Genomic DNA, 13416 nt, shown 5'->3' with positions numbered 1-13416 from the left:
GCTCGTGAGGGCTACTTTTTGTTTTACCAAACACCGAGTGGTGGGAGGAGGGAAACAACAATTTTGAACTTTGAGAAACCTACTACTTATGAGGTACATTATTAGCGTCAGTGTGCACCGCCTAGGTCCCGATCAATCCTTAAGAGCATTTCTTTGGGAGGGGCCTCTGCCTGAAAAAATTAATGCATCGCCAGACTCTGTGTTGTTTGTGGCGACGTTCACGAACCAAAATCTTTTCGAATTGGTTCACGCTCTGAAAACCCAGGTCAAGGATTGGGCAACTCGCTCCGGAAAAAAATGGGTGGTTGAGGGTGTCGATACAGGCGTTCCGTGTTGGCCAAGTGACCCCGCGACCTTTGAGTTGGAGCAGAACTTGCCCAACATGAAGGCCATACGGTGGAGACGGGCCGAGCTCAACGAGGAGCCACGCGGAGGACATTCGTGTTGCTCGTGGACTGGGCCGGGAGAGTAGATTTTAAGCAAGCGTTCCGATTTTTCGGGGCGCTTTTTCTTTTGTTACGTTGTTCCTTGCTCAACGACTTTTTACATGGTACTTTGTTTTGAGTTTCGTTGATCGTTAAACCAAACTTTAAATTCTATGTCAGAATGTGTATTCAGGGTCGCGGGCGATGCACTCGATGATTCTACTCGCCGTTCATTGCTCGAAACTGCGAGCAGGATGTGGATGGACAGTGCCAACGCTGCTGAAATAAGTACGCGAAATGGCCGTGTGACAGTAACGACCAGATTTGAATCAGGAAAAATTCTTTCCACCGAAGGGTTGCTGTTTAGTGCCATTGTTGAAAATGGGCGCGCGAAGAGCACTTGCGATTTTATAGTACCGGAGAGCGCGCTTAATCTCGAGAGGGCCTTTGGAGAAATCGTTTGGACTGAACGGGAGGTGGTGCGAGAGCGTGTCTGGGTTCCGAGGCTCGATTAATGTTTCAAAGCTCGCATTACGGTGCGAGTTTTTTCTTTGCCTCGATTTTTAAGTTGCACGAAAATTTATAACCGACTGTTATTCCTGCTGTTGCTAGGATTACAGATAGGGTGGCATTAGTTTCTTATTCTTGAATCTTAAATCTTAAATCCTGAATCTACTTTACAAGTTTATCCGGTCTATGATTGGGACAGAGTTTATTACTACAACGTTCGGGTATAGTCTTCGTGCCCAGCATCATAAGCGCTCCACACATCGGACAGAGGTTCCCCGTTGGTTTGGCTTTAATGGCGTTTTTACATTTTGGATAATTGGAACAACTGTAAAAAATTCCAAAGCGTCCGCGACGTTCAGTCATCATGCCGTCTTTACAGACAGGGCAGACCACACCGGTTGAATTTTTCTTTTCGAGCTCCGCATCTTTTTTAATAAATTTACATTTAGGATAATTGTTGCAGGCGATGAAGCGGCCGAATTTTCCGTCGCGCTCGATGAGTTTACCAGTCTTACATTCCGGACACATCTCTCCAGTTTCTTTAGGTCCTTCGAGCTCAATGCCCGCGATTGTGCGTGCGCCAAGACAATCTGGAAATTTGGAACAACTTAAAAATCTGCCGGTCTTTCCGAGTTTGATAATCATTGGACTTTTACAGAGAGGGCAGGGGAATTCTTTCGGACCGTCGCCGAGGTTGGTGGCTTTTTCTAATTTTTCTTTGGATTTTACTTCTTTGAGGAATGGTTTGTAAAATTCGCTTAAGGTTTTTAAATATTCTCGATCGCCGTTTGCAATATCGTCGAGCTTGTCTTCCATTTCCGCGGTGAAGGTGTCGCTAATGTAATTGGCGAAATTTTCTTCAAGAAAACCGCTGACTACTTCGCCGGTATCTGTCGGCTTGAGTGCTTTGGTTTCTTTGGTAACGTAGCCGCGATCCTCGATGGTTTTTAAAATCGAAGCATAGGTTGACGGACGACCGATGCCGCGTTTTTCCAGTTCCTTAATAAGTCCAGCCTCACTGTAGCGTGGGGGTGGTTCGGTGGCTTTTTCCTCGGTGCGCAAATCAAGCAGGTTCAATTTTTCGTTGAGCGTTACTTTTGGAAGTTCAACATCATCACCTCGCGCGTCGGGATCAGCCAAGAGCCAGCCGGGGAAAATGACACGGGTGCCGTTGATGGCAAAGTTAGGGATTTCACCCGTACCAATTTGCACCGTAATTTTACTGCGCAAAATTTTGGCATCTACCATTTGGCTGGCGACTGTTCTTTGCCAGATGAGCTGGTAGAGTTTCTTGGCTTCGTCCGTTGCTCCTTCAGAATCTTTTGAAAGATCCGTGGGTCGAATAGCTTCGTGCGCTTCCTGAGCGTTTTTACTTTTCTTGGTGTAGGTGCGCGATTCAGAGAAACCTTGCCCAAACTTTTTTTCAATTACACCAGTCATTTGAGTTAGAGCGGTAACACTGAGATTGGTACTGTCGGTACGCATGTAGGTGATGAGTCCGGCTTCGTAGAGTTTTTGGGCGATGCCCATGGTTCGTGAAGGAGCAAAGCCGAGGCGTGAACTTGCTGCTTGTTGGAGTGTTGAAGTAATGAATGGAGCTTTCGGACTTCGCTTGGCTTCAGTTTCAGAAATATCTTGCACAATCCAATCGTCACGTTTGCCGATTTCCAAAATTTTTTCTACCAGTTTGAAATCACGCGGTTCTTCGACGCAAAGCAAAAGGAATTTCCCGCCACTTTTACTTTCAACATCAGCGGAAATTACCCAGAATTTTTCTGGAATGAAAGCGCGGATTTCACGTTCGCGTTCGACGAGAATTCGCAGAGCGGGGGATTGCACGCGGCCAGCAGAAAGTCCGTACCGAACTTTTTTCCAAATGATGCCGGAGAGGTCGTATCCGACAAGGCGGTCGAGCACCCGGCGCGCCTCCTGGGCGCGCCGGAGATTTTGGTCAATTTCTCGGGGGTGTTTCAGTGCTTCCTCAATGGCCTCTTTAGTAATTTCATGATACGTTACGCGTTTTATTTCGGGTTTCGTATTTCGTGCTTTTGATTTCGAATTTCCGAGCTCGCCTTTTATGAGCTCGGCTATGTGCCATGCAATAGCTTCACCTTCTCGATCGGGGTCGGTTGCGAGCAAAATTTCATCAGCTTTTTTGGCGAGGGCCTCGAGTTCAGCAACTACTTTTTCTTTACCTTTGGAGATTTCGTAATGCGGAATAAAACCACCTTCGATGTCGATGGCTTTTTTATTACTTTTTGGCAAGTCGCGAACATGTCCGACGGATGCTTTGACGGTATATTTCCCATCCAAATATTTTGAAATGGTTTTCGCTTTTGCTGGTGATTCGACGATAAGTAATTTCATATGTGTTCGTAAGTATTACATGGAAAATAAAAAATAGGCAAATTTCAGGAAAGCAAATTCTCCCTTTTTTAAAGGGAGTGGCGCATTCTTATGCGACGAGGGATTTAAAATCTTCCGACCTCGAAGACTCGGCCACCTCCTTTAGGAAAGGAGGAACCGGAGGTGTGAGCAACTGACACTTTTCCAGCTCATTCAACTCAACCGAATTTCTCCTAAACTTTCCACAATCAATCCTTTTATCTCCATAATAGACAGTAGTGCATTAGCTTCTCGGGTAGACATGCCGAGGGTGCGGATGAGTTCGTCGCGCGGGGTCGGCGTGTTCAATAGATTAATAATGTGGAGTTCTTCGGGGGAGCAATCGGAGTAGGTTCTAGGGTTTAGGGTAGAGGGTATAGCGGAAGAAAAACCAAGAGAGTCGAGAAGTTCGGATGAAGAGGTGATTGGCGTTGCGCCGAGGCGAATGAGCATGTGCGGTCCAGAAGAAGTGCTAGAAAAAATTGAGCCGGGGATGGTGAAGACGTCTCGATTGTATTCAGTCGCGTATTTTGAAGTGATGAGAGTACCGGATTTTAGTTCAGCCTCAACGACGAGCACCGCGTCCGAAAGTCCCGCCATAATTCTATTTCGTTGCGGGAAGCTGTAGGTCGTCGCTTTAAACATCGGCTCGAATTCTGAAATCAACGCGCCGCCTTTTGCTACAATTTTTTCGGCGAGTTGTTCGTGACTTTTCGGATACAAAACTTTTGGATCGAGGCCTGATCCAGGCACGGCGAGTGTGGTGAGGCCCGCGTCGAGTGCCGCGTGGTGGGCGAGGGAATCGATGCCAAGCGCTAAACCAGAAATGATAACGACAGGATAACCGCGCAAACCAGCAATTAACTTTTCCACAGCCTGTCTTCCATACTCGGAATATTTTCTGGAACCAACAACGCAGAGAAATTTACTTTCCTCGGGCGGGAATTGGCCGCGGATATATAATTTTTTTGGGCAATCAGGAATTTCTAAAAGACGCTTGGGAAAATCCTTTTTGCTGAGCTCACGAATTGTGTGTGTTTCTCCACTTTGCATCATGTCTCTATATTCTATAGTATGTTGTTAGTAAGTTCACCTTTTCTTTGATACATATGAATCGCCAACAATGCGGCTTACTCACCTTTGTCCAACGCCCGGCTACTACTACTGAGCAACTTGATGAGCTTGAAAAATACCTTCGGGTGATGGTAGAAGTGGGGATGTTGGCAGCCGCGGAGAGAGTTTTTCGGCGCAAACTTTTAGAGGCCTTGCGCCAAAATGGTGGAGATATAAGTACGGTTTCCAATTCGTTGATGCTCCGTGGAAGTAGGGCTTTTGGTGAGAAATTTCCTATTTCAACGGTTCATCATGAGTGCGTCATCATCGTTCATGATGAGCAGTCCGTTCACGCAAGTTCCGAAGCAGTCTAACCCACTGCTTTTTTCTTTTCTTGCTGTGGTATAATCTTTTTTGGAAGCTAACAGCTATTAGCTTAAAGCTTTAAGCTTCCGCAATATGCTTGATATAAAATTCATTCGAGAAAATAAAGAAATTGTCGCCCTTGGCGCCAAGAAAAAACATGTCAGCGTTGATATCGATGCGCTTGTTGCACTTGATGATAATCGCCGCGAACTCATGGGTTCAATTGAAAAGAAGCGAGCTGAGCAAAATTCTTTCAACGACCGGATTTCCAAGGCTGCAACTTCTGACGAACGCAACGCATTCATTACCCAGATGAAACTTTTGAAGGGGCTGATTGAGAATGAAGAAGAAAAATTGAAACCAATCATGAAAGAGTGGCACGCACTTATGCTCACAGTGCCAAATGTTCCCGACATGTCTGTACCAGATGGGGACAGTGATGCAGATAATAAAGAAATAAAAGTTTGGGGCGAGAAGCCAAAGTTTGATTTTCAACCAAAAGATCATCTTGAACTCATGACGGCACTTGGGATGGTTGATTTTGAACGTGGCGCAAAAGTCCATGGCTTTCGTGGCTACTTTCTGACAGGTGAAAGTGTTCGTTTGTGTTTTGCCATTTGGAGTTACGGGTTGGATTTTTTTTCAAAGAAAGGTTTTATGCCTGTGATGCCACCTGTTATTGACCGCAGAGAAATGTTTTTAGGTACTGGGTTTATTCCTCAAGGTGAGGAGGACTTGTACAAAACTCAAGACGGGGAGTATTTAGCTGGAACTTCTGAAGTTCCAATAATGGGTTACCACTCTGAAGAAGTGCTCTCGTCATCACAGTTTCCGATAAAATATCTTGGTTTTTCTCCTTGTTTTCGGCGTGAGGTGGGCAGTTACAGTAAAGATGTAAAGGGCTTGATTCGCGTTCATGAATTTTACAAACTAGAGCAAGTAGTGCTCTGCGAAGCCAATCACGAAACATCGGTCAAGCTTCATGAGGAAATCAATCGAAACACGGAAGAATTTATGGAATCTTTAGGTATTCCGTATCATACAGTGGTCAATTGTGGCGGGGATTTAGGTCTTGGCCAAGTGAAAAAGTACGATATCGAATTGTGGGTACCGCAAGAAAATAAATACAGGGAAATTTCTTCTGCTTCATATTTCCACGATTTTCAATGTCGACGTTTTAATATTCGCTATAAGGATGCAGAGGGGAAGTTGCGCTATGCACATTCTCTCAATTCAACAGCGGTTCCGTCACCTCGAATTCTAGTTTCACTTATTGAAAATAATCAGCAAGCTGACGGTTCTATAAAAATCCCAGAAGCTCTTCAAAAATATTTTGGCAAGGTGGTGATTTCTAAAAACTAAAGTTTTAAGGCGTAGACGCCGTATGAATGGCAGAACATACAATCTAAAATCCGCGCGTCTAAAAGCGAAACGCCGCAAGGTGATTATCGGTAGAATAATTCTCGCGGTCTTTTTTTTCGGTGGCTTGTGGGGCTCAGTCTATTATCTATCAGGTCTTAATTTTATTACCATTTCTGATGTTGAAGTGGTCGGAGCCACGTCCCTCGCAACTGCAGACATTGCGTCAACGACGGAAGGATTTTTACAGGGACGATATTTTTTCACGATTCCGAAATCAAATATTTTTTTCTATCCGGCCAAAAAAATAGAATCAACTATTCTTGATTCGTATTCTCAGGTCGCTCATGTTGGGGTTAGCTATAAAAATTCTCACGCCATTACGGTCAGTGTCATCGAGCGAAGCCCCAAAGCTTTGTGGTGTCAGGGAAAACCGGAACAGTGTTACTTTTTGGATGACACCGGTTTAATTTTTAGTCCGTTTTACCAAATGGAAGATACGTCACTCGAATTTATTACATTCTATTCTGCCGAAGAAAAAGCGGAACCGATGAAATTGCAATATGTTTCGCCTGATTATTTTAAAAAACTGTTAGATTTTGCTGAACAACTTTCAAGCGCAGGGTTTAAGGTGACAGCTTTTCGAGAACGCCCTGATTTAGATTTTGAGGCTGATTTTTCCGGAGGTCAGAAAATTATTTTTGCCCGCGACGCTGATTTTTCTTTAGTTTTGAAAAACTTTCAAACACTTTTGGTAAGTAGTGAATTTAGCGATGGCAAAGTTTTTAAAAACGTTGAATATGTTGATTTGAGGTTTGGGAATAAGGTCTATTACAAGGAGAGGTAAATACGAACATACGAAAGGGTACGAAAATACGAAAAAATACGAAAACTTTTTACCGTCGCTACGGTTTTCGTATAATTTCGTATTTTCGTTGGCCCGCATTTCGTATCGGAGGGGAGTCAGAACCTTTGTTGACATTTTGTAAACCGTTGTGTAATATGGCGAATATGAAATCGGGCAATAACTATAGCAACTTCTTTTTCTTTGGCTTCTGGGGCACTGCGTCCAGAGCTGATTCCTGCTATCGTTAAAGCTTCTCTCCAACGATATTAGAAACGAGCTCTGGAATGTAACCCAGACTCGTTTTGTTTTAGGTAACTTCATGTTTGGCGCAATTCGCTCAAATCTGAAGTTTCCGAAAACAAAAGCAGATTTTTGACAACTGAATAACTAACAAATTATGAGTACTCAATTACGTCACCGTGTTGCTCGAATGACCAACATCCGTATCCGCAGTGAGCACCCCCTACCTTCGCCGGCGCAGCTCAAAGCTGACTTGCCGATGACTGAAAAGGCTTGGAAAACAATCGGCACCGCCAGGAAAATCGGGCAAAGAATCCTGCGTGGAGTTGATCCGCGCTTCATGCTTGTTCTCGGGCCGTGTTCTGTACACTCCACTGAGGATTGCCTGGAGTATGGCCGATGGCTCTCCGTGCTGCAGAAGAAATTTGGTTCGAGGATTTTCTTCATGATGCGGCTCTGTTTCAGTAAGCCGCGCACCAAGCCAGATTGGACTGGGTTTTGGTCCGATCCTGATCTTGACGGTAGTTATGATATTGAGAAAGGTTGGCGAGAGGGGCGTCGGCTTGCACTGGACTTGTCTGAGTTGGGAATTCCGATCGCCACGGAATACAACGATATCCCGGGTCAGCAGAGGTTTGATGATCTCTACTCGCTGTACTGGATTGGCGCCCGAGAGGTGACCAATCAGCAATTGCGACAGGTGGCCAGTGCGCTTTCGTGCCCCGTGGGATTCAAAAACCCCATTAGCGGACCGTTGCAGCCGGCGCTTGATTCCTTGGCGTTTGCAAAGACCTCGCACTCATTGCCTGCCGTGTCTGATTCCGGCATTATGGCCAAGTTTGAAACCACAGGTAATCCCGACGGATTCCTGATCCTTCGAGGCACACATCATGGTCCGAACTACTGTCCGGAGCAGGTGGCTGAAGCTCAGCACGCCCTAACTGCGCAAGGTTTGTCCCCTCGTTTGGTGGTTGATTTTAGTCACGCCAATTCAGGTAAAGATCACAAGGCGCAGATTGAAGTTTGCCGGTCAGTAGCAAATCAAGTAGCTTCGGGTGTGCCAATTTTTGGCGGGCTATACGAGAGTAATCTGCTCGACGGTAGCCAGAAAATTGTCATTCGTTCGGGACAGAAGCCAACTATTGAGAGCGGGGTTTCCATCACCGATAGTTGTGACGGTCTGGGAAGGTCTCACGATTTGATTAAGGAGCTTTTCGACGCATTAGGTAATCGTTGATCTTTTTGCATAGCCGTCTTGGATTTATCCAGGGCGGTTTTTTATTTGTAATAGATTGCAAAGAAGATTTGTTCTATACTGTGTGGCAGGAAAATTTAAAGTTTAAAACTAAAAATTAAAAACTAAGAACTACAAACTAAAAACCATGAAAAAAACTCCGTTTAAGAATTATTCGGTCAATGTGGAGAAATCGGTAAAGTTGCTCGGGTTGCCGAAAGAATTTATTAAAAAATTAACCACCCCAAATCGAATTCTGGATAAAAAGATTTCAATAACGATGGACAGTGGCAAGAAACAAACCTTTCAAGCCTATCGTGTGCAGTTTAATAATGCTCGCGGGCCGTACAAAGGGGGAATTCGATTTCATCCTGATGCTGACCTCGATGAAGTGAAAGCTTTGGCGGCGGCTATGGCGGTCAAATGCGCAGTGGTTGGGATTCCGCTCGGAGGCGGGAAGGGAGGTGTGGTCTGTGACCCTAAAAAATTGAGCCCAAATGAAATCGAAAAAATTTCTCGAGCTTGGGCAAAAGTGATGACTCCATACATTGGCGCTAACAAGGATATTCCTGCGCCAGACGTCTATACCAACGGTCAGATTATGGCATTTATTTTAGATGAGTTTGAAAAAAATACCGGTAAAAGTGAACCGGGATTAATCACAGGCAAACCACTTTCGCTCGGTGGAAGTTTGGGAAGGGATACCGCAACGGCAGACGGCGGAGCATTTGTGTTACGCGAGTTGGTGAAAGCCCTTGGCATGAAGGAGAGAGGTTTGCGGGTGATCGTTCAAGGTTTTGGTAATGCGGGTGGAACGATGGCGAAAATTTTACAAAAAGCTGGGTATGTCATTGTTGGGATTTCTGATAGTCACGGCGGAATATATAATTCTGTGGGATTTGATGTTGAACAACTTGAGAGAGTAAAGCACGATAAAGGTTCGTTTAAAGATGTTGCAATTAAGGGAGCAAAAAATATTTCAAATGAAGAATTGCTTGTCTCGGATTGTGATGTGCTTATTCCGGCGGCGCTTGACGGGGTGATCCATGTTGGAAACGCAGGAGAGATTAAGGCAAAAATTATTGTAGAACTAGCGAATGGCCCAACTACTCCAGAGGCTGACGAAATTTTGAGTCGAAAAAAGGTATTTTTAATTCCAGATGTGTTGGCAAACGCTGGCGGCGTGACGGTGAGTTACTTTGAATGGGTGCAAAATGTTCAAAATTATTATTGGACGGCAGAAGAAGTGCGGGCGCGACTCGAGCCAATTATGGTCAATAGTTTTAAGGCGGTTTGGCAGATGGCTTGTGCTAAGAAAATTTCGCTTCGTGATGCGGCGTTTGCGATCGGCATTGGAAGGATTACGGAAGCAATGGGGGAGAGAAGCTTGAAGCTGTAAGCTGGTAGCTGAAAGCTTTAAAAAAGAAAATGCCCCCGCGCCGTAGGCGCGGGGGCATTTTCTGATGCCTTATTTTATACCCAGCAATTTTTTAAGTTTAGGCTCATTAAATCCCACAATGATTTCTCCATCAATATCGATGACCGGCACGCCGAGTTGTCCTGACTTTTCGATTGCTTCTTTGCGGGCAACAGGATCAGCTGCGGCGTTTTTATCCGTAAACTGTATGCCGTTGGCATTGAACATGTCTTTTGCCATGTGGCAGAAGTGACAGGTAGGTGTACTATAAATCGTAACTTTTTTCATTTTGTTGATATAACTTCCATATTTGGTGCATTTCTTCGTTGCCCGCTCCGTGCGCTCCTGCGCAGTCGATTCCGACGGAATCGCGTCGCGTAACGTCAATTGAGACGCGACGCACAGCTTAGTCACGTACTCGCGGTCGCCTCAAACTGCACTCAAATCTGGAAGTTTTTAGCTCTGTGGTTAAATTTATTTTTGAAAAACTTTTTTGCGACCTAGTTGATTCATTATACGCTACTGGATTTGAGAGTCAAAAAAGAATAAAAAAATCACCCGAGATTTTGGGTGATTACAGATCATTCGCTGATGGTAGACAGGTCAGCACGAACAGGGTAAACTCTGGGGCGCTTCCTTGCAGCCCGGATAAGACCCACCAATTCGAAAAGGAAGGATTCACTTCCATCACCCCCGAAACGATCAATGGCAAGAAGGGCATCGAGGAGCTTTTCCTGAATGGGGGTACAAACCACTAAGACTATGACTGTTTGTTCGGCCCCTATCTCCTTAGCGAGTGAGGTTTTTTCGCTGATTCCCATACCGACAGGTAGACCGTCCATGAGCTGGTGTGCAAATATTTCGCCATCACTGACACCTTCGAGAATATACCAACGTTTTTTAGGATTCATGAGTTTGCATTCCGCTTTTTCTGGGCTCACTATAGTAAATTTTTGAAAGGTGTCAACCTTGTATAGTTTTCCTCTAAAACTTTGTTATACTAGGCGGGCAAATCGAACATATATCACCAACTAAATTATGAAAAATTTTAATGGTACGCTGGATCTAAATGGTAAAGTATACAAGCACGTCTTTTTTGATGTCGACAAAACTTTAACCCGCAGTCGCTCTCTCATTGAGGATGCGATGAAATCAGCTTTGATGTCTCTGTGTACGGTTGCTGATGTGACGATTGTATCGGGCGCAAAAGAAGAACAAATTTGGAAACAGATCAGTAATGATTTTATAGGGAAAGTTTTTATTTTGGCCCAGAACGGTAATTTTGCTCTGTCCGTTGATCGGAAAGATTTGTGGAAAAATATCTTGTCGGCTGAGGAAAAACGCCAGATTATGGATCATATTAATTTGGTGCGTCAGGAATTTAAAAATTTGTTTGTCGACGTTGATGAAAACGATTTGATTCAAGATCGAGGTTGTCAGATTACGTTTAGTTTTGTCGGACATAATGCCGAATTAACCCGAAAGGAAAAGTTTGACCCTACGGGAGATTTACGTAACAAGATTTTAAAAGAGGTTCCGTTTGTAGCTCCCACACTTGAAGTAAAAGTTGGTGGGACAACTTCCTTCGATTATTTTGCGCGTGGTAAAAATAAGGGGTCAAATATAAAAAAACTGATGGAATTGTTTGGCTGGAAACCCGAGGAGTGTTTGTACATTGGTGACGCACTATTTCCAGGAGGTAATGATGATACGGTCATCGGAGTGTGCGATACATTACAGGTTCAAGGTCCCGAGCAGACCCTCGCAGCAATTCAGAAAATGATTTAAAATACAGTGATGAATTATTCCGCTGAAATCAAAAAGTTTTTTAAAGGAGAAGTTTTTTCCGATGGCAAAATGCTGGGCGCTATGAGCGTGGACGCCAGTATTTTTAAGGTGAAGCCGTCTCTTGTCGTTGCGCCAGTTGATGTTGAAGATTTAAAAAAGCTTGTTGTATTCGTCAGCGAAAAAGCGGGGGATGGGGAAAAAGTTTCGCTAACGGCGCGTTCCGCTGGCACAGATATGTCTGGCGGTCCACTTTCCGAATCGATCGTGGTCAATTTCTTGCCACACTTTGATAAAATAATTTCCACAAGCGAAACCTCCGCAACTGCACAGCCCGGAGTGTATTATCGCAATTTTGAAAAGGAAACTTTGAAAAAAGGGGTGTTGCTTCCGTCGTATCCAGCGTCGCGTGACCTTTGTACCATTGGGGGAATTGTGGCCAACAATTCCGGTGGAGAGAAAACTTTAATCTACGGCAAGACAGAAAAGTATGTTCAGGGTTTAAAAGTGGTACTTGCTGACGGCAACGAATACGAAATAAAACCTTTGAATAATGCTGAGCTTGAAGTGGCAAAGGCACGTAAGGATTTTCTTGGCTACGTCTACAGAAAGATGTTCACCTTGATCGACTCAAATTATGACGTGATTGCCTCTGCCAAACCTTCTGTTTCCAAAAATTCCGCCGGATATTATCTTTGGAATGTGTACGACAAGGTGAAAGGGGTTTTTGATCTTACGAAACTTTTTGTCGGCTCTCAAGGAACACTTGGGCTTATTACTGAAGCCACACTTTCATTGGTCAAGCCGAAGCCTTTCAGTTCGATGCTGATCATTTTTCTGCCAAGTCTCGATCCCTTAGCCGAAATTACTCAGAAAATTTTAAAGTTCAAACCAGAAAGTTTTGAATCATTTGACGACCATACATTTAAGGTGGCGATGAAGTTTTTTCCTGCGATCGTGAAAAAACTCAATAGTAATTTGATAAAACTAGCGTTTCAATTTTTCCCAGAATTTTGGATGGTGGTCACGGGTGGTGTGCCGAAACTAATTTTGATTGCGGAATTTACTGCAGATACGAGAGACCAAGCGTCACGTCTTGCGCGACAAGCCCAGATTGCGGTCAGTCATTTAGGATTGAAAACTAAGATTGCTAAAGATGAAGCCGAGACAAAAAAATATTGGACCTTCAGACGCGAGAGTTTCAATTTGTTGCGCCAGCATATGAAAAATTTACGCACAGCTCCGTTTATCGATGACTTTGCGGTGCGTCCAGAATTTTTACCAGCCTTTCTTCCTAAGCTCGAGGAAATTCTTTCAAGTTACAAAATTACCTACACGGTGGCGGGACATGTTGGTGATGGCAACTTCCACATTATTCCTCTGATGGACCTTAAGAAACCAAGAAGCGTTGAAATTATTAAAGAACTGTCCGACAAGGTGTACAAATTGGTGACGGATTTTCACGGCAGTATTACTGGGGAACACAATGATGGTTTGATCCGAACTTCGTATCTTCCGATGATGTACTCGCCGGAAATTATCAAACTTTTCGAAGAAACTAAAACTATTTTTGACCCGCTCGGTATTTTCAACCCAGGTAAGAAAGTAATAGCTGATAGGGAATACGCATGGGAGCACTTGGACAGGTCATAGAACATGCCCGCCCGAACGTACAAGAGTCCGCTCGGTACGGGCGGGGAACAGGAAACATGGAACACGGAACATAAGAGAAAAGAACCCTGATAATTTGAATTGCATTATCATTCACACATTCGCACGAATGTGTGAATGATAA

The 13416-nt window shown here is 44.3% G+C and carries 13 protein-coding genes; 9 read left to right on the top strand and 4 right to left on the bottom strand.

Features of this window, described 5'->3' with window-relative positions; genetic code table 11:
- Nucleotides 1–88: 88 nt before the first annotated feature.
- A complete protein-coding gene (locus V4467_00445) occupies nucleotides 89–472 on the top strand; it encodes a hypothetical protein (GenBank protein MES2087447.1) in 384 nt (127 codons plus the stop codon).
- 126 nt (nucleotides 473–598) lie between these two features.
- Nucleotides 599–940: a hypothetical protein gene (locus V4467_00440; GenBank protein ID MES2087446.1), complete on the top strand. Its 342-nt coding sequence runs from the start codon at nucleotides 599–601 to the stop codon at nucleotides 938–940.
- A gap of 157 nt (nucleotides 941–1097) precedes the next feature.
- On the opposite strand, the gene topA is transcribed toward V4467_00440, so the two are convergent.
- A complete protein-coding gene (topA, locus tag V4467_00435; GenBank protein ID MES2087445.1) occupies nucleotides 1098–3302 on the bottom strand; it encodes a type I DNA topoisomerase in 2205 nt (734 codons plus the stop codon).
- 192 nt (nucleotides 3303–3494) lie between these two features.
- On the bottom strand, nucleotides 3495–4376 hold the full coding sequence (gene dprA, locus V4467_00430) for a DNA-processing protein DprA (protein ID MES2087444.1): 882 nt from the start codon (nucleotides 4374–4376) through the stop codon (nucleotides 3495–3497).
- A gap of 53 nt (nucleotides 4377–4429) precedes the next feature.
- Between dprA and V4467_00425 the strand changes: the two genes are divergently transcribed.
- The 5 genes from V4467_00425 (at nucleotide 4430) to V4467_00405 (ending at nucleotide 9818) form a co-directional block, all read left to right on the top strand.
- Nucleotides 4430–4747 carry a hypothetical protein gene (locus tag V4467_00425; protein MES2087443.1) on the top strand — a complete coding sequence of 106 codons (318 nt, stop codon included), beginning with the start codon at nucleotides 4430–4432 and terminating at the stop codon, nucleotides 4745–4747.
- 85 nt (nucleotides 4748–4832) lie between these two features.
- Entirely contained in the window at nucleotides 4833–6101 is a 1269-nt protein-coding gene (gene serS / locus V4467_00420) for a serine--tRNA ligase (GenBank protein ID MES2087442.1), read from the top strand.
- A gap of 22 nt (nucleotides 6102–6123) precedes the next feature.
- Nucleotides 6124–6945, top strand: coding sequence for a hypothetical protein (locus V4467_00415; GenBank protein ID MES2087441.1), 822 nt, complete (start codon nucleotides 6124–6126; stop codon nucleotides 6943–6945).
- A gap of 397 nt (nucleotides 6946–7342) precedes the next feature.
- On the top strand, nucleotides 7343–8422 hold the full coding sequence (locus V4467_00410) for a 3-deoxy-7-phosphoheptulonate synthase (GenBank protein ID MES2087440.1): 1080 nt from the start codon (nucleotides 7343–7345) through the stop codon (nucleotides 8420–8422).
- 145 nt (nucleotides 8423–8567) lie between these two features.
- Nucleotides 8568–9818 carry a Glu/Leu/Phe/Val dehydrogenase gene (locus tag V4467_00405; protein MES2087439.1) on the top strand — a complete coding sequence of 417 codons (1251 nt, stop codon included), beginning with the start codon at nucleotides 8568–8570 and terminating at the stop codon, nucleotides 9816–9818.
- A 69-nt stretch (nucleotides 9819–9887) separates the two neighbouring features.
- On the opposite strand, the gene V4467_00400 is transcribed toward V4467_00405, so the two are convergent.
- Together V4467_00400 and V4467_00395 are read right to left on the bottom strand one after the other, a co-directional pair.
- Nucleotides 9888–10124 carry a glutaredoxin family protein gene (locus V4467_00400; GenBank protein MES2087438.1) on the bottom strand — a complete coding sequence of 79 codons (237 nt, stop codon included), beginning with the start codon at nucleotides 10122–10124 and terminating at the stop codon, nucleotides 9888–9890.
- A gap of 293 nt (nucleotides 10125–10417) precedes the next feature.
- Nucleotides 10418–10747: a hypothetical protein gene (locus V4467_00395; GenBank protein MES2087437.1), complete on the bottom strand. Its 330-nt coding sequence runs from the start codon at nucleotides 10745–10747 to the stop codon at nucleotides 10418–10420.
- 127 nt (nucleotides 10748–10874) lie between these two features.
- On the opposite strand from V4467_00395, the gene V4467_00390 reads away from it, so the two are divergent.
- Nucleotides 10875–11624, top strand: coding sequence for an HAD-IIB family hydrolase (locus V4467_00390; protein MES2087436.1), 750 nt, complete (start codon nucleotides 10875–10877; stop codon nucleotides 11622–11624).
- Nucleotides 11625–11633: 9 nt separating this feature from the next.
- Entirely contained in the window at nucleotides 11634–13274 is a 1641-nt protein-coding gene (locus V4467_00385; GenBank protein MES2087435.1) for an FAD-binding oxidoreductase, read from the top strand.
- The last annotated feature ends 142 nt before the right edge of the window (nucleotides 13275–13416 follow it).

Source organism: Patescibacteria group bacterium, from assembly GCA_040390045.1.
GTDB lineage: Bacteria > Patescibacteriota > Minisyncoccia > Phycocordibacterales > SIBU01 > SIBU01.
The sequence above is the reverse complement of the archived record's forward strand: the minus strand, read 5'-3'. Positions and strand labels throughout refer to the sequence as shown.

Excerpts from the sequence above, each read along its gene's own strand:
- V4467_00405 (MES2087439.1), top strand. The coding sequence starts at position 8,568 with ATGAAAAAAACTCCGTTTAAGAATTATTCGGTCAATGTGGAGAAATCG.
- V4467_00390 (MES2087436.1), top strand. The coding sequence starts at position 10,875 with ATGAAAAATTTTAATGGTACGCTGGATCTAAATGGTAAAGTATACAAG.
- dprA (MES2087444.1), bottom strand. The coding sequence starts at position 4,376 with ATGATGCAAAGTGGAGAAACACACACAATTCGTGAGCTCAGCAAAAAG.
- V4467_00410 (MES2087440.1), top strand. The coding sequence starts at position 7,343 with ATGAGTACTCAATTACGTCACCGTGTTGCTCGAATGACCAACATCCGT.
- topA (MES2087445.1), bottom strand. The coding sequence starts at position 3,302 with ATGAAATTACTTATCGTCGAATCACCAGCAAAAGCGAAAACCATTTCA.
- V4467_00415 (MES2087441.1), top strand. The coding sequence starts at position 6,124 with ATGAATGGCAGAACATACAATCTAAAATCCGCGCGTCTAAAAGCGAAA.
- V4467_00445 (MES2087447.1), top strand. The coding sequence starts at position 89 with ATGAGGTACATTATTAGCGTCAGTGTGCACCGCCTAGGTCCCGATCAA.
- V4467_00400 (MES2087438.1), bottom strand. The coding sequence starts at position 10,124 with ATGAAAAAAGTTACGATTTATAGTACACCTACCTGTCACTTCTGCCAC.
- V4467_00440 (MES2087446.1), top strand. The coding sequence starts at position 599 with ATGTCAGAATGTGTATTCAGGGTCGCGGGCGATGCACTCGATGATTCT.
- V4467_00425 (MES2087443.1), top strand. The coding sequence starts at position 4,430 with ATGAATCGCCAACAATGCGGCTTACTCACCTTTGTCCAACGCCCGGCT.
- serS (MES2087442.1), top strand. The coding sequence starts at position 4,833 with ATGCTTGATATAAAATTCATTCGAGAAAATAAAGAAATTGTCGCCCTT.
- V4467_00385 (MES2087435.1), top strand. The coding sequence starts at position 11,634 with ATGAATTATTCCGCTGAAATCAAAAAGTTTTTTAAAGGAGAAGTTTTT.
- V4467_00395 (MES2087437.1), bottom strand. The coding sequence starts at position 10,747 with ATGAATCCTAAAAAACGTTGGTATATTCTCGAAGGTGTCAGTGATGGC.